This is a genomic window from Microcystis sp. LE19-84.1B, assembly GCF_027531875.1.
GTDB lineage: Bacteria > Cyanobacteriota > Cyanobacteriia > Cyanobacteriales > Microcystaceae > Microcystis > Microcystis panniformis.
In genome coordinates this window covers 1-20,259 of the sequence record NZ_JAPZSR010000333.1, presented here as the reverse complement: position 1 = coordinate 20,259, position 20,259 = coordinate 1, and the positions used below count along the sequence as shown (strand labels likewise).

The 20,259-nt window shown below is 41.4% G+C and carries 18 protein-coding genes and 1 pseudogene; 3 read left to right on the top strand and 16 right to left on the bottom strand.

Annotation, left to right across the window (positions count from 1 at the left end; all coding sequences use genetic code 11):
- Nucleotides 1-44 precede the first annotated feature (44 nt).
- The 5 genes from cas3 (O9324_RS18880) to O9324_RS18860 form a co-directional block, all read right to left on the bottom strand.
- Nucleotides 45-2,801, bottom strand: a complete 2,757-nt coding sequence (cas3, locus tag O9324_RS18880; RefSeq protein ID WP_288141008.1) for a CRISPR-associated helicase Cas3' — start codon at nucleotides 2,799-2,801, stop codon at nucleotides 45-47.
- Nucleotides 2,794-3,618 carry a hypothetical protein gene (locus O9324_RS18875; protein WP_002766209.1) on the bottom strand — a complete coding sequence of 275 codons (825 nt, stop codon included), beginning with the start codon at nucleotides 3,616-3,618 and terminating at the stop codon, nucleotides 2,794-2,796. The genes cas3 (O9324_RS18880) and O9324_RS18875 overlap by 8 nt, the downstream gene beginning before the upstream one ends.
- Nucleotides 3,619-3,621: 3 nt before the next feature.
- Nucleotides 3,622-4,515 (bottom strand): hypothetical protein, encoded by an 894-nt coding sequence (locus O9324_RS18870; RefSeq protein ID WP_002766208.1) that lies wholly within the window; start codon nucleotides 4,513-4,515, stop codon nucleotides 3,622-3,624.
- Nucleotides 4,516-4,517: 2 nt separating this feature from the next.
- Nucleotides 4,518-7,049 (bottom strand): hypothetical protein, encoded by a 2,532-nt coding sequence (locus tag O9324_RS18865; protein WP_002766207.1) that lies wholly within the window; start codon nucleotides 7,047-7,049, stop codon nucleotides 4,518-4,520.
- A gap of 87 nt (nucleotides 7,050-7,136) precedes the next feature.
- Nucleotides 7,137-7,280, bottom strand: coding sequence for a hypothetical protein (locus O9324_RS18860; protein ID WP_155120115.1), 144 nt, complete (start codon nucleotides 7,278-7,280; stop codon nucleotides 7,137-7,139).
- A gap of 533 nt (nucleotides 7,281-7,813) precedes the next feature.
- On the opposite strand from O9324_RS18860, the gene O9324_RS18855 reads away from it, so the two are divergent.
- A complete protein-coding gene (locus O9324_RS18855; RefSeq protein WP_288141007.1) occupies nucleotides 7,814-8,671 on the top strand; it encodes a helix-turn-helix transcriptional regulator in 858 nt (285 codons plus the stop codon).
- 15 nt (nucleotides 8,672-8,686) lie between these two features.
- Here the strand turns inward: O9324_RS18855 and O9324_RS18850 are convergent.
- The 11 genes and pseudogenes from O9324_RS18850 to cas3 (O9324_RS18800) form a co-directional block, all read right to left on the bottom strand.
- Nucleotides 8,687-8,761: pseudogene (locus O9324_RS18850) on the bottom strand (Uma2 family endonuclease); the annotation flags it as partial.
- 9 nt (nucleotides 8,762-8,770) lie between these two features.
- Nucleotides 8,771-9,445, bottom strand: a complete 675-nt coding sequence (gene cas5d / locus O9324_RS18845) for a type I-D CRISPR-associated protein Cas5/Csc1 (protein ID WP_002766203.1) — start codon at nucleotides 9,443-9,445, stop codon at nucleotides 8,771-8,773.
- Between the two features lie 55 nt (nucleotides 9,446-9,500).
- Entirely contained in the window at nucleotides 9,501-10,508 is a 1,008-nt protein-coding gene (gene cas7d, locus O9324_RS18840) for a type I-D CRISPR-associated protein Cas7/Csc2 (protein WP_288141006.1), read from the bottom strand.
- Nucleotides 10,509-10,525: 17 nt separating this feature from the next.
- A complete protein-coding gene (gene cas10d, locus O9324_RS18835) occupies nucleotides 10,526-13,969 on the bottom strand; it encodes a type I-D CRISPR-associated protein Cas10d/Csc3 (protein ID WP_288141005.1) in 3,444 nt (1,147 codons plus the stop codon).
- Entirely contained in the window at nucleotides 13,962-14,396 is a 435-nt protein-coding gene (gene hepT / locus O9324_RS18830) for a type VII toxin-antitoxin system HepT family RNase toxin (RefSeq protein ID WP_002778659.1), read from the bottom strand. The genes cas10d and hepT (O9324_RS18830) overlap by 8 nt, the downstream gene beginning before the upstream one ends.
- 3 nt (nucleotides 14,397-14,399) lie before the next feature.
- Complete coding sequence (mntA, locus tag O9324_RS18825; protein WP_288141004.1) at nucleotides 14,400-14,858, bottom strand: type VII toxin-antitoxin system MntA family adenylyltransferase antitoxin; 459 nt, start codon at nucleotides 14,856-14,858, stop codon at nucleotides 14,400-14,402.
- The gene (gene hepT, locus O9324_RS18820; RefSeq protein ID WP_288141003.1) at nucleotides 14,851-15,249 is read right to left on the bottom strand and encodes a type VII toxin-antitoxin system HepT family RNase toxin; all 399 of its coding nucleotides are present in this window, start codon (nucleotides 15,247-15,249) and stop codon (nucleotides 14,851-14,853) included. The genes mntA (O9324_RS18825) and hepT (O9324_RS18820) overlap by 8 nt, the downstream gene beginning before the upstream one ends.
- A gap of 41 nt (nucleotides 15,250-15,290) precedes the next feature.
- Complete coding sequence (gene mntA / locus O9324_RS18815) at nucleotides 15,291-15,710, bottom strand: type VII toxin-antitoxin system MntA family adenylyltransferase antitoxin (RefSeq protein WP_288141002.1); 420 nt, start codon at nucleotides 15,708-15,710, stop codon at nucleotides 15,291-15,293.
- 242 nt (nucleotides 15,711-15,952) lie between these two features.
- Nucleotides 15,953-16,264 (bottom strand): hypothetical protein, encoded by a 312-nt coding sequence (locus O9324_RS18810; protein WP_288141001.1) that lies wholly within the window; start codon nucleotides 16,262-16,264, stop codon nucleotides 15,953-15,955.
- A 487-nt stretch (nucleotides 16,265-16,751) separates the two neighbouring features.
- Nucleotides 16,752-16,883 carry a hypothetical protein gene (locus O9324_RS18805; RefSeq protein ID WP_288141000.1) on the bottom strand — a complete coding sequence of 44 codons (132 nt, stop codon included), beginning with the start codon at nucleotides 16,881-16,883 and terminating at the stop codon, nucleotides 16,752-16,754.
- A 46-nt stretch (nucleotides 16,884-16,929) separates the two neighbouring features.
- The gene (gene cas3, locus O9324_RS18800; protein WP_288140999.1) at nucleotides 16,930-19,095 is read right to left on the bottom strand and encodes a type I-D CRISPR-associated helicase Cas3'; all 2,166 of its coding nucleotides are present in this window, start codon (nucleotides 19,093-19,095) and stop codon (nucleotides 16,930-16,932) included.
- Nucleotides 19,096-19,194: 99 nt separating this feature from the next.
- Between cas3 (O9324_RS18800) and O9324_RS18795 the strand changes: the two genes are divergently transcribed.
- Both O9324_RS18795 and O9324_RS18790 read left to right on the top strand, forming a co-directional pair.
- The gene (locus O9324_RS18795) at nucleotides 19,195-20,073 is read left to right on the top strand and encodes a WYL domain-containing protein (RefSeq protein WP_288140998.1); all 879 of its coding nucleotides are present in this window, start codon (nucleotides 19,195-19,197) and stop codon (nucleotides 20,071-20,073) included.
- Between the two features lie 114 nt (nucleotides 20,074-20,187).
- A partial coding sequence (locus O9324_RS18790) for a transposase DNA-binding-containing protein (RefSeq protein WP_152487306.1) occupies nucleotides 20,188-20,259 on the top strand: 72 nt, incomplete at its 3' end.

Below are 20,259 nucleotides of genomic sequence, written 5' to 3'. Positions count from 1 at the left end.
ATATAGTTTCTAGTGTAGTGAACATATCCCGCGCCAGATAAAAATCAATCTTGTGTTAGAGCAGAAGTGTAGTTAATCACTACTGCTCTATCTTTTGTGGGGTTATACTGAAGTCTTTCTTGATAGCCATCTGGTCTCCATTTAATAAAAACTCCAGGCAAGTCTTTAAACCCTAATTCATGATTGTAGGAATAAGGCTCAAAAGAATCAGATCTGGCTCCCTCCTGAACTGCACAGACTTTGATCACCATGTCTTTACTGTATGCACATCCCCAATATTTTAAAGGTTCTAACTTATATCGAGTTTCTTCCTTGTCGTAAATCCATTCGTACACAGACACATTAGCGTATTGATTTGTGTAATTTCCTTCATTATTCTTTTTCAAAATTAAACGATCAATGGGGACTTGAATTTGAGGAGATTCTTTGACAATTTTTTCTAAACTATCACCCTGCTTACCGTCATCATATACCAAGGTAACGGATGGAGTCCAGCTACGGGTGATTACTAATCCTTTTTCATGAGCAGATTGACAAGTGAGATCGGCATTATAAACATAGTCTTGCAACAGGGAAAAAAGCTCAACAACTCGATAATCATCAATTGTCTGTTTTGTAGAAACACAATTCATGATCGCTTTCGGATCGAAGTTTTGATCGTGCAAACCCTTAAGAATTGTTTTATAATCCTCTAGTTCTGCCTCGCTTAAAGTATTAACAAATTCAGGAATATTATTGCCAATAACAATGATTTTTGCATCTTCAACATTACCTTTACGATTGCAACGTCCCGCTCGTTGAATTAAACTTTCTGGGTTACACAGTTGAGTAATCAAACGGGTACTATTTAAATCACAACCAACTTCGATCGCACTGGTAGTAACCAGAATATAAGCTTGGTCATTTTCATCTCTCTCTTTTAATCTTTGATAAAGATTGGTGCGAGAATAATGGGAAGTTTTGGGAATATCTGACAAACGACCATGATAGAGAAACAAAAATTCATTTTCTCCTGAAGATTTAATGTTTAATGTCTGTTTTATTTTTTCATAAATTGCTATCGCATCTTTAACAGTTTCTACAGAAACGATGATACGATGGCTTGGGTTAGAGTTCCATTCTGCAAGGGCTATCGAGGTCAACTTTTGTTGGAAATTTGTTGGTTCTTTTACATCATAAACAATATCATCAACCCATTCAAACTGTTTTAAATTAGAATAGTCTTGCTTCAAAATTTGCTGATAAAAATTATTTAGCTTCTCTAGATTGTCCTGAACATCAATATAATCGATCATGTTATCCGCAAGATAATCGAATCTTTCCAGATGATTTTGTGATAAAGTTGCCGTCATTAAAACAAGCGAGCGTCCTGCTTCATACAAAGCTTTAACCAAAGTGCAAAAGTTAGTAAACGAAATATCATCATAGGTATGAGCTTCATCAAAACAAATCAGTGTATTACCATGGTGAATTCGATAGGGAAAGATGAATGATTTTTGCTTATCACCATAGCCAAAGTATCGATATATAAATTTATCAATCGTTGTTAAAATAATATCTCCTTTGTATAAATGTCTTCGAGAATTATTCCTAGATTTAACTTCTCCATCTAGATAAACATATCGATTCATTTCGGTTCCTGTATCTATCACCAAAGACACTTCACGTCCTTTGTGTAGGAGTGAAAATTGTTTTAAATATTTCTCGCATCTCTGTTTTTGATCTTCTAACAAACTTCGTGCAGGTAGGGGTATAATCAGGCGAGGTCTATCTTCTTTTGTAGATAGCATAGCTAAAAAGGGAATAATAATCGCTTCAAATTTTCCTACTCCTGTAGGAGCTTTAAGTATAAAAGCTGGATGTTGGTTTTCAACCATCGTTTGAAAGACTTCCTCCTGCATTGGATTAGGTTGAAAATTCGCTAATTCTCTATACCACCACAAAATTGCATTTTCTGATTTTTCTGATGGGGAATAAGTGTTTGAATTATCAGGTTTGATAATGGCAGTAATTGCTCTATCTTCACTGATTGTATGTTCGTTTTTTTTCCACCACTCTTTAACAAGAGTATTCAATTTACTTCCTAATTCCTTATCTTTTCCGTTTTCGTGTAATTGTTGGAGTTGATTTTTATCCTCGTCTGACAAGTTATATGTCCACGAACGAAAATTTAAAGTGATAGTTGGTTCTTTAAAAGGATAGGGATCGAGATAAAAAACACGGTGGTTGCTATCTTCGGATGTACCTTTAGTTATTGTAAAATCCATAAATGTGCGAGATTTTGCCTGTTCGTCGTCTCCAATGACACGACAAGCTAATTCCGCTTCAATTTGATCGCACATTTCCAAAATATAAAGTTCTTTGGCGTATTGTAAGGGGTCTTTAGAGAAAATCTTCTGATATTCAGGATCTTTTTTTAATTGATAGGTATCCTTGATAATTTCCTTAGTTGAATAGTCATGATGTCCTCTTGCTAGAGATTGCACCCAAAGATTTTGTGGTTCATCTACTTTAAATCGATGCCCTTTAAATGAATAAGTATATTTTGTAAACTCTCCCTGTTTATTAGTTTCAACGCGAATTTTGAAGGTTTGTGGTTTAGCTTTGTCGTGTAAATTGATTCCTTCAATAACTCGTTCTAAAGAAAAGTTGTCATCTTGCCATTTTCTGGCTAATTGTCTAACATTACCTACATGATTACCCAGGGGTTGAAAAAGAATTTTATCAGGGGCAATTGTAGGTTCGCCTGAAAAAAACACGCGGCCGAATTTGAAAAAAGGTTGAGGGTTAGATTTAGACATTAATTGATTCTCCTTGTAAAAGTTCCACGAGTGCTACAGGAATCTGAAGATTTCCATCCGTATAGAAATCTAAAGTGGGTAAAGGATTGGCTTTTTCGGGATAGTAAGCGGCAACAAAGGGGATAAAACCATTAATAGGCGATCGCTCTGTGTCGAACAATCCCTTATCCTCATCTTGAGTCTGATCTGCTGACCATTCATGACGATAGAGATTATAAATATCACAACGATTGATACAAGGATTTCGCTGTATTAAAGCTTCCATGGGAACAACAGTTGACGGGTGAGCGGAAAGAATCTTTCTTTGGAGTCGTATAGATTCAGATACCTCGTCAATCACCGCAAATCCTTCCTTGCCAATTTTACACCCGACTCCTTGTAGGTTAGAAAATGCCTCTAGACTGGACTTAGATTCGCTTACAACATAGCCGATTAACTCCTCAGCGATAAAATATTCCCAAGTGTGTAACTGAAAGTTTTCTCGATCGCCATCAATGTATAGTCTAGAAAAAACATCATGGTTAAACGATCGAGTTCCTTTGCGATGAGTACGATGGACTCCAGACCACTTATCTAGGACTGGATAGGCTCCTAAAGCTATATACTGACGAGGTAGGGTGAAATAAGGCGGATTTTCCTTGTTAATGGTGGTTTCAGGGATATCTAATCCCTCGCTTAACATTACTATCCGTCGGAGAAACCCAGAAAAAGTAGTCGGTGGGACGAAGGGATAGGTGGCGATATTGAGAATCGATCCAGGCAGTATGCGAAATGTCATCGCCGCCGTTGGGATAATCTTAAAGGTCAGGCAATACATGATTTATGCTTGTAAAACTGTATCGACGAATATTGCGGAGTATTCTTGCAATTTGGCTAACGCTTGATTGCCTATCCAGCGATCGAAGTGCGCTTCTTGAATATGATTAGTGAAATTAGTTTCAGGATACAGTGCCAAATAAAGGAAATCATTGATCGCCTTTTGCGGGTCGGTTTCCGAGGGAGAAACGATTGGACGCTTCCCTCTAGGAGATAAATATCTATCCAAAACCAGAAGCGGGGTACGATCGTCCGTTTCCGCGATAGCAATTCCTTTCGGATTTCCTGAACCTATGCGAGGTAATGAATCTAAGAAAGCATAAGCGACAGCTGAAAAGTCTTGATCGGTGATACTCAGAGCGTGGTTATAAACGGGATAGAGAATGCCGGGTTGATTGTATTCTCGTCTAAAAGGTGTAGGAGTTTCATCATTGCGATTGACCAATAAAGCGGGGTGCATTGCTCGTTGTTTTTCGACCGGGTAAATCTCTTGTATGGCAACACCTCCACCATGAGTTACCCGACCGATTAAAGTCCGTTTTCCTGGATCGAGTGCGCCAAATGTAGCACAAATCGGACAAGTGGGTTCAGCACAGGTTTTGGGAATTCCGCAGTTTTGTTTATCTCCTAGCAGCTCTCCACTTTTCACAGGAGACCATAGTAAACAACGTCGTTCAACTCCTCGCCGTTTGGTCGGAGAAATATAACATTTTTCAATTTCTTTACCATCTTTTGTACTCAGTTTAACGATTTCAACTAAGTTAACATTAACCTGTACTTCATGTCCTAGGTAAAGCTCTTGAGAGCCTTCGAGAATGGCATAAATATCAAAATGCAATCTAGGTTTATTAGCATCAGTCTTAGGTAGTCCAGTCGTCACTTTAGATTCGGTAGCCATCGTTATTTATCTCCTTTAGATGAAAGTTTACGAACCAATTCAGGAAACCGCGTATAAAGAGAAAGTTTGAGATTATAAGTTAAATTTTTCCACTCTTTTTCTTGTGCATAATTACCTACTTGATCAGGATTAGCAAAATAGGCATAAGATTTGGTGATGTCGTCAGCATAAAAAACCAGCCATTTTTTACCAGAATTATCAACTTCTTCTCTATCAGTGATTTCTAGCTTATTTTCTAGCATTTTTTTTGCTTGTTCGTAGATAAAGTAATTATCAGGATTGTGATATAGCCTTGCTTGAACACTAATTTTCTTTTCATCTCCTAATGTCGCATAATAACTAAAAGCAACAGGATCATCTACTTTTTCTATTAATTTACTTACCTCACGTTCTGCATCTTCTGGCTTCATTAATTTTTTAGCCGTACTTTCTAAAGATTGGGCAAAAGCGTAAGTTAATCCTGTCAATGCGGCCACGTCTTCATATAATTTTGCCCGTTTCCAAAGTGAATCGATAGTCATAGTTTCTCCTTGAATATCTTGGATGATGGTTTGCAAATATTGTTCCCTAACTCGTTCCAATAATAAGCGGTCAGAAATACTGGAAGCTTTAAGTAATGTATAGTCTGCTAAGTAGGGTGAATCTTGTTGTACATAACGAATCGCATCTCCTAGTTTAAGGTTAATATCTTTCCCATTGACGATAATTGATTGATCATAACCTTCTATCAAACCTTTAATAAATATTAATTGACGGCTTGCTAAAACTTTTTCTGTTCTTTGAAGCTGAAGAACAAATTTAAAATCTTTAATAACCTCTAAGGGAAAAATCGAGGCAACTTTTGCTAAAGCATATTGAAACTGTCCTAGTTTTTTTGAAGCGGTATCTCCTGTGATTGTTTTTTCAGAAGTTAGGGCAATGTAACAACCCGAAGATAAATGTACTTCTTTATTGGTTAGCATTCGCAAGTAGTCTTTGATTTTAACTTTCGTTACACCTCTATCATCTTGAGATTCAAGTCGTAAGATAATACTATCATCCGTTACTTTTAAGGGGGAAGCAAACGATAATACAGAACAAGAAGAGCAAATGAAAGGTCTATCTTCACTGGAGGATGATTGACGACGTTGAGACGGTCGCTCGAACATAAATCTAGCGACCCTCCACCGCGCAGTTTTAGCATCTAAAGTTACTCCGCAAGAGTAACAAAAATCTTTGCCATCGTCTCCCGCTGTCCTTGCTGCTAAAGTTTTTGGGCCAATCGTTAAAAGCGGTTCTGGAATGGTTTCGAGTTTTGGATTTTCTAACAAACGATACATCTCTAATATACATTGAGTGAAAATATCGCCACGAGTCGAGTTAATTTGTTCTGTGGCTGTTTTGTTAAAAGATTTAGCGATCGCCTGAATTGGCTTCAATAGATTGGTTTGTTTTTGTTTGTTTAGAAACTCAAACGGATTTCCGTCCGATTCTTCTAGAAATCTCTGCTTTTCCTCGATCAAATCTTCCTGAAAAATAATTTGTGACTCTATTTTATCCTTTTGCTTCTGTAATTTGCTAACTTGAGCTTTTGACAAACCAGTTTTTCCTAACTGCTCATCAAGGTTTCTTCTTTCATGATAAATAGCTCGTTGCTCATCTAATAATTTAGACAAAACTTTCTGAAAATAATCTCTGTATTTTTTAAACTCTTTAGCTTGCATTTCCTGCTTGCTTTTTAGCTTCTTTTCGGTGGACTCTAAATCTTTCGAGTTAAGTTCTTCAGATTTAATTTTCTCAATAAGTTGAACGCTCTCTGTCTCACGCTTCTCTTGGCGATCGTTGACTTGCTCGAAAATAGCTAAATACAAAGCCGCTAACACCTTGGCTTGATCTCTAGTAATGATCGGAATTTCTAGGGTGCTAAAACCTCGTCCCGATAATGTAACACTTTTTAGCATTGTGATAAAATTTTGCCTTAATCCTGATAGCTGATATTGAAAATCACCATAGATAGAAAAAATAACTTTCGTGATAAATTCTATCCAAAGCTTCTCTATGTTATGTGATTGTTGAGTTTGTGGAATAAAAATCTGCACATGGTAATTACTTTCATGCAGGGAAACAATCTGATATTTTTTCTGCAAAAACTCTAAAAACCGATCAATCGTGCTTTCATGAGTTAATTTTGCTTGTAGCTCTCCCGGTGACGGTGATTTGTACACAAGCTGTATTTTACCTATCTCTCGTTCTCGATAAAAAACTTGATTCCCTTGAAACGTGGGTTTAATGAACTCGCTTTCTTTTTGAGGTTGAGAAAGTCGTAACTGTCTAACCAATTTAGGGCGATCGAAGGTTCGGGCGATCGCTATCGCTCTTGGATCGTCAGCTAAAGCGGAAATCAATGTCGAGTCGGTTTGAGCGATCGCATTTGCGATCAAAGCACTCAATAAGATAGTAATTTCAAGTTCGCTAATCTCTTCCGAAGTCGTAACCGCTTTTGTATCTTGCGCTGGAGGAACATTCTCGAAAAGTGAAAGTTGTTTAATCGACATAGTGCTGTCCTTCCTTGATTTCTTATCTTGAGGAAGTAGGCTGAAAAGTGCCTACTTCCGCTCTCTAGAGGCGTTATTGCTGGGATTCTAGGTTAAATCATCGAAAATTCTGACTTCGCCTTCAGAATCCAAGACTGGAGACTGCCTCAGTTCTTTGATTTGGCACTGAAGAAGCTCGATTTGGTCTTGAATAATTTCGATTTGCTGGTAAATATCGTCAAAATTAGGCATTACTGACCTCCCTTGTATTTTTATTGACGTGGGTATCCATCTGGGGTCAGCTTTGCTATAATGCAAGTACAGAAATTTTTGTATAGATAGCCGACCCCAAAACGGCTTCTTTTAATATAGCTCACTGTTCACGTCGTAACGAGTGTGAGGCAAAAAAGTAAATCATTCTCTTAAGCAGATCATGGTAAGATGATCGATCACTGAACCCCTGATACTAAGAGGGATTGAAACGTCACAAGTGGTGAGGCTACTGTTTAGCCTTTTCATCGAATCCCTATTAGGGATGGAAGCCAGACAGGGCAATATGCGATCTTTGTCTATGAGGTTGTCCATACTACTCTGTCTCCTTTTGTTCACTCCAGATATCTGCCGTTTTAGATCGCCTGAACTCCCCACAACGATGTGGCGGTGACACCATATCGTCAGTGGTATATCCCCCTCATTTCCTCTTACCATAGCTTTTTGCGCTCATTTATCATTACAATATAGGTATTGTAGCACAAACATTCTAAAATTACAAGTACTTTTTTCAGGTGAATCGCAAAAAAGAAACAATTACACTGTCAATTCCTCCTGGCACGAAGGACAAGCTAGAAGCGATCGCCCGACGCTTTAACATCTTTTGGGGGAAAAGTCCTAGTCCGTCAGGTCTGATCGCCGCCATCGCCGAAGGGGAACTGGAGATCGGTGAACCTTTTACCCTCTCGGCAAAGCGGGTCGAAGCAATCAAGGAAGCGATCAACCGTCTGGTGCGATCGGGTAACATCGAGGCGGCCCAGACTCTTTCTAATTTTCTTTTAGAGAGGGGAAATCTCTCCCCTCAAGAGCGTCGGGAGATTTCCGAACAGGTCAGTCAGTACGATCGCGATTGGCGGCTCACAGTGGAGCGCTATATCCATGACCGGCAAGCTTTTCGGGTAATGTACAAAAATTCTCAGGGACAGACCCTAGAATTTACCGTTCGCTGTGCCGAGATCATGTTTCGGGAAAAAGAATTCTATCTGGAGATCTGGTGTGAGGAAACTGAGGACCTGCCAGAAGAAGATCAGCGAGACTTTCCCGAGCTTGTTCACAATCGCTGTCTTAAATTCTCTCGTATTCAAAGCTTGATTCCGATCGAAGAACAATGGCGAGACAGTCTCGATTTTATAGAAGTACAATTACAATTAGAAAAAGACCTCGTGAAGGCCTATGAAAGGAAGACAAGGGATATTGACGACCGAGAGGTAAACGGAAAAAGGATTATAACCCGTAAAGTCTCTAGTCCTTTTTGGTTAATTCGGGAGATTTTACCCTACGGGAATCGCTGTATTGTACTTACACCAGAGCCATTACGCAACCGGATCAAACAAATTTTATTAGCTCTTCGTCAACAGTACGAATCGGGGTAAAATGTGCGATGGGACGGTAATATCGCCATCGGGAGCGGTTAGCAAGAAAAATTCGGGTAAAGTGAGGGGTTTAGAAGAGATAAGAGTCATGGTCAATTTTCAACCGAAGTGATAGGACAATCGAGCGGGAATTTTCAGATCGGGATGATCGCTTATTTGGTAATATTCCCCGCGCATTCGTACATTACGGATTAAACTAACCGGTGGCATATTGATCACATCGTAGCCAATCACCTCATGGGTAAACATAACATCGAGAGGATTTAAAGGATAGGGATAGATAAATAAATCCTCTTTTTGTTTTGATAGGGAAAGTTCTGTCAGTTTTACTTCCGCTTTACTCATCCATTTTCCCAAACGAATCCATTTAGGAAGCTGTAGGGGGTGATGGGAAATGATAAAACATTCAAAAACACTTTCGGGAGCGATTTCCTTTGCTCTGCCAAAACTGGGAATATTTTTCTGGGTTTTTTCCATCTCCACATGATAGTTATTATTGGCATATTTCCAAGTATTAAGAACCGCCGTATGAGCGATCGCCCGTGCGGGAGTGACATAAATTTGCTCTTCGTTAAGAGGATTTAAATGTTCTTGGTACTGTGGAATCTGTTCGGAACAAAAGTAACGATAACTATCGCTATTTACCAATCCCAAAGCATAACAAAGCGCGTAATTATGAATTACGGGTTCGCTTTCGTAGAGTCTGCCGATTTCACGGGTTGCGTAATAAAGACTATCGTGCAGTTCTAATTGACAGGAATAAATATGTACCATAACTCTTTAAAAATTGCGAGGATATAGGGTGAGAAATTACTCACCCTACTGAAATTTACGGTTTTTTAGCGGCTGGTTTTTTCTCGGCGATATGTTTCTTAGCGTAGTCTTTCGCTTCTTTATCCGCTTGGTTCAAGATCGATAAAATTCCTGCTTCCGTACCCGTGAGAGTTTTCACCTCGGTTAATAAAGGTTGAAAATTTTCCCCGATAAAATCGGTATGAACGATAAATTCTTCCGCCATTAATGCTTGTATTGCTTCGGTGGCTTTTTCCATAACTAAATCCTCGTCTAAGGGATCGATCGAGTGTAATACCTCATCGGGAAGGCGATCATATATTGCCTGTGTCCAGCGCAAATTACTAACAATTTCCCCATCGGCAAAAATAACACCGATAAGCTCGTTTCTCACCCGTCCCGTCCGGGTAATTTGCGCGCCGTAGTGACGGGTACGCAGGATGTTATTAAAAACGTAGAGAAAACCCGCTTCTGTCGGATCTTTTAAAGTGACAATACTAGGGAAAAACACCTGGGGACGGATGTGATCCTGTTGGTTAATTCGGCTAGTCACTTCTCCCGGTTTGGTTTTATTTTCTCCCTTAGATGCCATAGTACCATTTTCGTAGGGAGCGTTTAAAGTAAAACTTTCATGGGATTCATCAAAGGGTGTGATCGAAAAAGCCGTATCTACTACTACTTTCGATTTTTCTGAACCAGAATCACCGATAGCAAAACCATAAATAATACAGTCGGGGTTATTCATACCAAAAGCCACATTATATTCACATTCTTCGGCGGTAATTAATCCGTAGTTTCTGAGTAATTCTCGACCAACTAAACGTTCTGGGGTTGACTGTTTTCGTTTAAACATCGATAAACGACTAATCGTTTTTTTGCTATCAATTCCCGCACGAACACGAGCTTTATTTAGCTCTCCATCTGTTTGAAATAAAGGATAAGATTCTGTGACTCGAATAGTCAAAAAGTGAACGTATTTTCCCATCGGTTTGTAGGGAATCTCGCTATGAAATAATTTAGAATCGAGGGTTTTCAGTAAAGACATTGTAGGTACTCCTTGAATTAATTATTGTTTTCAGAATCTTCTTCCACAGGTTGACCCTGGGCTTTTAACTCTTGATTTTCTCTGTCCTGTTCAAGACGGTAAAGAAATTCGCAGGTATCGCGAATGAGGTTTAATTGTCTGCCAGCTAGACGCGCTCGATCGCCCTTAAAAGAACCCTCGAACACATCGATCACAAAATAACGAGCAAAAGACAATATTTTTTGTCTTTCCTGTTCTCGATCGGATAAAATCCAGCGACCTTCTGCTGTAGAAGCATGAACCCGATTCATTAAGCTGGCCACTTCCGCCGCTACTACCAAAACTAGGGCTTCTCCCTGATACATTCCTCCTTTGAGAATCGTATCGGCGGCCACATCGATCGGTTTTAAAACTGCGTTTGCTTTCGGATTATATCGTTTATTAGCTCGATAGAATTGACGATACAATTCGGTTAAGTTTTTCGGGTGATTTAAGGGCGATTCTGCTGTCATATCGATAGTTAAATTGGTTCGGTTAGCTTGTACATAGGGATCGAAACAAGGATAAAAATCGTAGAGATACAGAGCGATTCGATTAGCGCTCGGTATATCGGCATCTTTGCCCCGTTTCCACTGTTTAAGGTAATGAAAAACATAGAGAGGACTGGTTTCTAAATTGATAGCGAGTTCCGTTAATTTGCCCCAATTGGGATCATAAACCGTCTTACCCTGCTTCGAGTTTACGTCTAAATGAATAGAATAGGCTGCGGTTAGGGTATTTAAGGGTGCGGAATATTTTTTTCCGTCATTATCTTCCCACGCGTTCAAGACTCGATCGAGACGGAATCGATCGCATCGGGTTAAGGACCGGATCGCTTGGGGCGCACTGTCGAGAAATACCGTCTCTTCAAATTCCGCACCGTCGCGATAGGGAGGGATAGGAGACTCAGAAACCACCGTTTTTACATCTAGAATCATCGGGAAAGCTAATCCTAACCATGCTGGCATAACCCAGGATTCCGTATCGGTGGGATCGTGGCCGGGAGGTAGGGCCATGAAATAAAAGGTTAAGGGTTTATCTTCGGGATAGGATAGTTTAAAAGTGTGGTCTTTTTTGCCATCTTCCTCCTCGTTAATTCTTTCCTTTTTCTGCCTTAATTTTTCATCGATCAGGAAACTATCAACACTCTGATAACGGGTTCGATCGAAGTTAGCGACCAGATTCTTATCAACAAAGTGCAACTTTATCGAGCTATCAAAACGAGTTTGAGCGATGTTAGCGTAGGCTTTTTGTAAAAAACTATTGGTTTCGGGAGTAAAATAATAGGTCGGGTAAAAGTACAGATAGCGATATTTGCCGTCCTCGAAACGTTTTCCTACCGCTTGGGTTTGATTCATAAGAATCTGACGCAACATCATTTCCGTTCCCGCAATACTGGAAATATTTCGTTTGGCGTTCGAGCCTGCCAGCATTTGTTTATTGGTATAGACTTGGGGAGTAAAAAGAACCGCCGATTCCATCTGTTCGCTGACACTATAGGGAGAATGGGAGATCGAACAGAGAAGTTGACGGCCGCGACCTTGTTTTTTAGCGGCGTTGTAGTGGTTTAATTCTTTCTGGAAGGTTTCGATCGAGTTGGCCAATTCCCGACCGGGTAACTGCACCATTTGATTAACCCACTGTCGCAAATCCTCCCAACCATCGGGTAAGTTATATCCCGCAACTATGGCGGCGATTTTTGGGGCGAGAAAAGCGATTAAATCCTCTGCAACGGGTCTAATATCCTCGATTCCGGGATGCTGTTTCAGGTATCGCGCCGCTAGATAATACCATTCGTAGGGAACCCCTCCCGTATTGCCTTTCAGTTTGAGTTTTTTTAAAGATTCATTAATACACTTGATCGCTCGGATTTGTGGCAGATAATTTTCTAGATTCCAATAATGCGCGATCTCGCTAATTAAATCTAAATCTGGCGGTGCGGGTAAGTTTTTCTGCAATTTTCGCGCCTGTTCGATTTTTTCCAAGCGATCGCCCCAGATTTTCCGCGTCACCACGTCCCCGAATTCCGCTAGGCGATCAATCCGGATATCATCTTGACAATGAAAATCGTAATCCGTCGATAAAACGCCCTGTTGTTGAAATTTAATCAGGTTTTCGCTGCGACTTCCGGCCACGGACGCTTTATTATCACTGAGGATGCGAAGGGTGGCGTTGAGGGCAGCGCGCATTAACCCGGCATCGTCGAAAAATTGCCTGTAGTAATCCGCGTATTTCATCCCTTTGCCATCTCGGCCGAATCCTGTTTGTTTACGCTGTAATTCGCCGCTACAGAGGGATTTAATGGTGTCCACCACTCGATTCGGTAAGGTTTCTAGGGACACTTCTGGCGCGTTTTTGGGGGCGATATAGACAACTCCCGTAGGCAAGTAAAGTAAAGGCTGATAGTCTAGTTCTTGATGCGCTTCCATCACCGCGTTATTCAGTACGTTCGTCAGTACCCCGCGGTTTTCGGCGATGCTGTGGTAAGTGAATTTTAGTTCCCCATCGCTGAGGTTGTATAAAAGGTCTTGTAACGGGGCTTTTTCCGCATCGTGGGGGTGTTTAATAATGGATGCGAGGCGATCGGCTAGACAGGCAAGATCGGTTAAACTTTCGAGAGCGCTATTGTTTAAGCGAGTATTTAAGCCATCTTCAGAGGTATTTCGATCGGTATCGTTCCGACGCTGGGCATTTTTAGCGATATATATCAAATCATCAAGATATTCAGTCCATTTTTCTGGTTGATCGGAAAATAAAAAGCGATCTAATCTTAATTCGGGAACCAATACTTGAAAAATCTCTCGATGTTCCTCTCGTGATAGTTTGCGGATATCTCGATCGAAGTCCTCGTTAATCTCGATATATTTCGCCGGCATCGCGGGAAAAAGCGAGTAGCGGAATTTCTCGAAATCGTGGAGAATAAACCCAGCGATCGCCAACTTGCGCTCGAATTCCTTTACTACCCGTCGAACGGTAGTATTGAGTTTTTCTAGTCGTTTTTCGATGAGATTGGCGGGAAATAAACCATTAAGTAAATGAGTATTGAGAGATTGATCGCCGGCATTATCCCGTCGAACTTTGCTTTTTCCCGCTAATTCCCGACGGCGATCGATTTCCTCGAAGAAATTTCCTCCTTTTGCCGTTACCCCGATCGCTAATCGGAGTAAATTGGGTAAAACTATTTCGGCAAAATCTGCCATAACTCGATCGTCGGGGTTTTCCGCTCGAATCGCCTCCCGTAGGAGTTTTAGGGTTAGCAGTTGGCGAACGGTTTGGACTCGGCGATCGCTTACTGATTCAGTAATCCCCAAATCTTCGGAAACAAGAGATTCTAAATCAATATCCTCGAACTCAAAATCCAGATCTTCATCGTCAATTTCTGTAGTGTTATCGAATAGATTTAACTGTTCTGTGTTTTCTGTTGGTTTCTGTTTTTTAGGCATCTTTCACCTCTAGAGAGTCTAAATAGTCGGTAATTTGTTTGAGATAAAGCGGAAATTGAGATAAAGCGATCGGAATCGCCTTAAAAACAAGTTCATTATCGATCGCCTCGTATTGATGCACTAAACGATTTCGCATTCCTGATGATTTCGCCAACTCCCCGGCTAGTTCTCTGGTAGTTAAACCATTTTTACCAGCTTCTATAAAAGAATCGTAATAGGTAGCGGGAGTTACGTTATGTAATTGTAAAAGAAGATAGCTATTAATATCGGAAGATGACTCTACCAATAATTCTATCAATCTCTCAACCATAAGTTGATAGTCAAAATTGTCCAAATACTCTGATAGAGTAACGCTCTCGAACCCCCGTAATCGATTAAGATATTTGATCATTAAACGAATTCTAACGGTGACTATCTCCCTTTCCATCGTTTAAACCCCCCATTGTTTGAGCCAAAGATCGATACTGTCTTTTTGAATCTTTCGGAATTTAGCTGTATCGGCGTACTCTTTCCAAGCGCGTACACGAAATTTTAAAAAGTCTCCCGTATTTTTTTCATAGATAAGTTTTCCATCTCGTGCGACTTGATACTTCATTAATGGAGAACAGCGATCGAGTTCAATCAGATCGATCGAATCACGGTTTATCTCAAACAATTCACTCAAGATAGAGAGAGAAGTTAAGTAATCATTACTGATTTCCTTAATACCTGTTTGTCTGTTTGTTTCATCGTATGAAATTGCCAAATCCCAATCGCTATCAGGTTTATGCTCTCCGCACGCTCTGGAACCGAAGAGAATTAATAGTTTTAAATTCGGTATTTTTTCCACAGTCGTGGTTATTCGATTGACTGTATCAATAATTTTCAATTCTTTCGTATTTTTAACCATTTTCTGCCTCCCAAGAATCTAGATATTGAACGATCGAGCGTTGGTAGCGGGGATAATCTCTTAAAATATTAGCGATCGACGAATGAACGATATCGGGATCAATTTTCTTGTACAGGTGTACGAGTAAGTTTCTTAATTTAATAGACTCGGCCAGTTGAACGGCTAGGTGTTCTTCTAAGATTCCCAGTTCTACGATTTGAAATAATGCGTCGCGAGCATTATTTGGAGACTCGATATCTAAACATTTTAAAATCTGGTAATTGATATCGATGCCAGTTTGAACGATAAGCTGAATTAACCTTTCTATGGCTAATTGACGTTCTCTCAATGTACGATAATCCTCTAAAGTTATCGAACCGTACTCGCTAAGTTCGGCTAGGTATTGATTCATGAGGTTTAATTCGTCTATCGCGATCAGAGTTTGAATAGCATTTACACTCCTTTTTCTCGTAGAGAAATCTCCAGATTATTCCGCAATTGACGGTATAACGCTTTCGATTCTTCAGGATTCATGAGAAATTTTTCTTTAAATCCCTCGAATAGTCCCGTTTCCCGTTCGTATAGAAGTTGACCATCCCGTGCGACATAATGAGCGAGGATCGACGAACATTCTTTTAAATCAACCACATCAATTTTGTCCTCGGGAATCTCTAAAGCTTGTTCGAGTAGTGTATAAATTTTCAACAGACTCGAAATATCCTTGCGATCACTTCTTTCCTCGTATAAAACAGCGAAATCCCAATCGCTATCAGGTTTATGCTCTCCACGCGCTCTAGAACCAAAGAGAATTAATAGTTTTAAATTCGGTAGTTTTTCGACAATAGCCGTAATTTTTTCTACTAGCCTATTCATATTTAGCCTCTATCAAAAAAAATGGTGAGAATTCGATGGATATATCGATCGATGTCCCTAGCGTCTGTCTATGTCTATTATCAAACGCGGAGGAAGCAAAGAGCAACTAAATCCCAGAAAAAGTGTCCGTACACTTTGCCCCCTTCATCTCTTTTTGACTCTTATTAAAAAAAGGGACTTCATCAACTATTTTCCGTTGTTAAAGTCCCTAGTCGCTGCGTCAATCTCAGACGGTTGAAGTTTTATTCAATGACGAGAAGCTTTCCAAGCCAATTGATATATGAGCGCACTTCGGATGATTGAACAACCTCAGCCTTGGCAAAGCCTTGAATAGTTCGGAAATCACACTCTAGCTTTTCAAATGCCTCCTTTACCTTCGGACTACGAACTTTCTTCTTCATGTCCATGAAAGGTAAAATATTAGTTTGGAGAGCATCGGAAGAGACGGTTATCTTTGGAGTCCGAGTTTTCTTTGTCTCCTTAACGCAAGGCTTATTCTGAAATAAAGGTAGCTCAAGTTGTTTGCCTTGAGGCTGTTGATTTTTAAGGGACATTAATCCTCCTTGGTTAATTTTGGAAGTGAAACTCTGTCACTAAATCGCACTTAAAACGCTTTTAAGATTTGAGAACAGATAAACAATACCCACCAGTCCTTAGCTATCATGTAAGGAGGGCAAGGAAGTAGTCCTATACTCGTATTCCCGAACGCTTTTCTAAATAGTGATCAGAATTTCACCTTCTTTACGATACTTTGAGAATGAGTAAAAGTCAAGTGTCTTACGAATATAGGACATAGACGGTAAATAAACTATCTGTTATAGTAACCATGGGACAAGGCACACTGTCGATTCCGAACCCCTATCAGGGATTGAAACTATGTTCTATAGTCGTATTCGCGTGCGCTTTTCTTTTTTGTCCCGATAATCCCTACTTAGGGATTCATAGCTCATCCTCACGCCTAATGTCTCTTTTGCGCTCTTCCCAAGTTACTTCAACGTAAGACTGCAATTCCTTAACTCGTTCAGGGGTCAACTTGGATACCTATCCCCCCTGTTCGTACAGTTCGAGCAATTCGCGCTCTTCTGGGTCGAGATTGCTGATATACGTTCGTTTTTTAGGGATCGCGATCAAGTCTAGCGGTTCCTCGTGGGAACGAGCATTAGGATTATTCATGGTTATCGATCTCCCGATAAGTGTTGTTTAGTGACCTCAAGCACACTCAACAGATCCACACCTCACCCCCTTTACCTTTGAACCGATGAGCGAGAGTATCCAACAACAAAGCCGATTGACCGATCGCTATAGAATAGGGAGACACGGGAGAATGAAGACTACTCTCGTCACTAATCGGATAAATACCGAAGTGCATCGGCAGTTGTAAGCGTTGGCGAACTGCAGCGACGGGATAGGCAAGAACGAAGCTAACCAGAGCCAGATCCCGTAACTCCCGACTAATTCGATCGAGCCAAGGATTATCTGGTTGCCAAACACCGATTCCCGTCAAAACCTGTACTTTCCACGCGGTGGCGATCTCGCCTAAATCGCCGTCGTAGGTAAAGCGCCAGTTTAACCGTTCCTCTCGATACCCCTTTAAATTCAGAAACGCGAGACAATAATCAAAACGTCTGCGCGCGATCGGTGTTTCCGTGGCCTCAATCTGGCGCTTAAACTCGCCTTTTCTCCACACCTCCACCTCTAGATTACCGAGAATACTGGGTAAATCGTAGGTTTTAAAGCGATCGCCTTCCTCCGGTTCCGTCGAATCGTATAACCCGCATAATAACGGACTCGACCCGCGAAAACTAGACGCATCCTCGAAAATCGGATTACCGCTTTTCCCCGATAACTCCTTCCATTCGTCGGCCCATCCTTTCACCCGACCGGCGACCCGTTTTAAACTGGTATCGAAAACCTCCTCGCATTCCTGTTGAAACTTCTGGCGACTTTCCCCGTATTGGGATTTGATCTTCGGACTCCCTAAATTCCACCAGAGTTGAAATGATTGTACCGCTCCCCAACGTTGGTAATAACCCTCGAAATTATTGATATGACGGTAGTTACTCTTGATGGCCTCCTGTAGCTGAATTCGGTCATACCGTTCCCCGACTTGTAACGGTGCGTCTTTCTTCTCGAATAACCGTTCTAGGAAAAATTTCGGAACCAGAGCGATCGCGGTGAAGTTAGCAAATTTTACCGCCGTTCCCTTTCGATCGTAGCCGCTGTGACGGCCTAAACGGCCGAAACGTTGAATAAAATTTCCCGCATCCGACGACTCAAAAATGAGGAAATTAATCTTGAAGTCCACCCCCACATCGATGGTACTCGTTCCGATCACCAGATCGCGATTTAACGATGCCAACTTCTCCTGCGTTCCCGAAAGGCCTGTATTTTCCCCCACTGTTAAACCGATAGTCGCCAATAATTCTCGGAAAATCGGCAGCAGACGTTTAACCGAAGCGATCGAATTGAGAATAATTGCGCCCTTGCTGCCGGGGTATCGCTTAAAATAGTCTAAAATTCGCTCTTTATTTTCCTTCAACCAATTTTCCGAAGTTTGAAAACTCGACGGTAAAGGAATAAAAGATAGCTCGATTTCCGAGGTTACTTGTCGCCATCCCCGTTGAGCGAGGGAATTGGCCTCTTCTGGGGTATCGGGAAACCAGTATTTGCCTTCTCTTACCGGGTCGATCGATCGATAGCGAAACCCCGCTTTATCCAATCGTTTTAGTAAACCCTCGTCGGGAGTCGCGGACAGAAACAGGTATCGTTTCCCACGATTGGCCCGTCGGATTAGAAGCATTGTATTGATAATACTAGCGACCTGTGGCGTGCCGAAAACGTGAAATTCATCGAATAGGAAGAGATCGAAATGTTTATCGATCCGGTTCCATAGCTGATCGGGATTATCGTAGGGGGTTAAATAGGCCCCCCGGTGGAGATAATGGAAAATATCGGGGTTCGTTAAGAGAATTTCCGACTGTTTCGATCGAGTCTCTAGAGCGATCGCTTTCGTTTTCCCATCCCGTTCGGCGTACAATTCCAACTCGGGCCCGGTTAAAAGATTGACCCGGGGTTGATCCGTTGGTTGAAATCGTTGAATATATGCCTCGATCTGACCCCGCTGATCCCGCGCCAGTTCGTTGGTTGGGTAGAGTCCCATAATCGGGAAATATCCTTGCAAAGTTCGCAGGTAGGCCGCTAGACTTTTCCCGTCCCCCGTCATCGCCGTATTGAAAATCACATCGATCTCGGGATCATTGAGTGCTTTCCACGTCTCCACCTGATGCCACGATAACCGCCATCCTTGCGGAACCTTGATCCCCTCCGGTATCTCGTCCGCGGGACAGGAATAGACCGGCTTGAGTGTTACTTGATAATTTACCATAAATTTCTGTCCGTAACTCCTTGCTATCTTCCATAGTACCCACGATAATAGGGATAGAAAAGTACCTTAACAGAAAAATTGTCCGTATATTTATAAACTATGAGCCGGATAGGACAATCGATCACTTTATCGGTCAGTGAAAAAGAAAAACAGGCCCTAGAAATCCTTGCCAGTGAATTTGGGCTATTGTGGGGAGATAAACCGAATATATCGAAGTTAATCAAGGAAATTGCCCGTAATAAGCTTAAAATCGCTCCTAATCACGACTGGAAGCCCGATCGCTTGCAGATGCTCCAACAGGCGATCGATTCTCTCATTGATGCCGGACAAATCCCCATCGCCCTAGAACTAACTAAACTACTATTAGAACGGAGCGAACTGTCAGACCCCTTACGGAAAGAGCTAGAACGCCACCTCGATAATCCTCCCCCACCATGGCGACTGGAACTCGATCGCTGCATTCTCCGACAACAACCGTTTCAGTTATCCTATCAGGATGCCGGCGATCGAATCTGGGAATTTCATCTTTACCATGCCGCTATCAATCGTCACGAGGATCGGTTATATCTCGATTGTTGGTGCGAGGAAACCGAGGGAAATCAAGATATTTCTGAACTACACCACAATTGGAGTTTACGGATCGATCGAATCCCCAACGATTCCTTAATTACCCCGATCCCTAGGGGAAAGTGGCGCAATCAGCTTGATAGTGTGTCCGCCGAGTTTCACCTGTTCGATGGATTAGCTCGATCGTACCAGACCAAAACCGCTATCGATATCGCCAACGAATTGATCTCGATCGATCCCCCCGTCCGGCAGATTACCCGACAGGTAACGAGTAGCTTCTGGTTTTTCCGCGAGATTCTCCCCTACGGGGAAGATTGCCTGCTGATCTCCCCGGAAAAAGTCCGCAAGCGTTTTTATGACAAGGTGCAGCGGCTTTATCACAGATGTCGGGGTGAAGACCCTCGTTTTTAGCGCTGTCCATTAGTCAGATCTTTCTTAACAAAAAGAGAAAAAACTTAAAAAAAGGGGAAACGATTGATAGGTATAGTTTTGAAAGAAGGAATCAAGGTGGAGGTAAGCAAAAAAATGGAGAAATGGGCAGCCCAAGAATTACAGTATGCAGACCTAGGGGACACCAGAAGAAAGAAAAGGTTAATC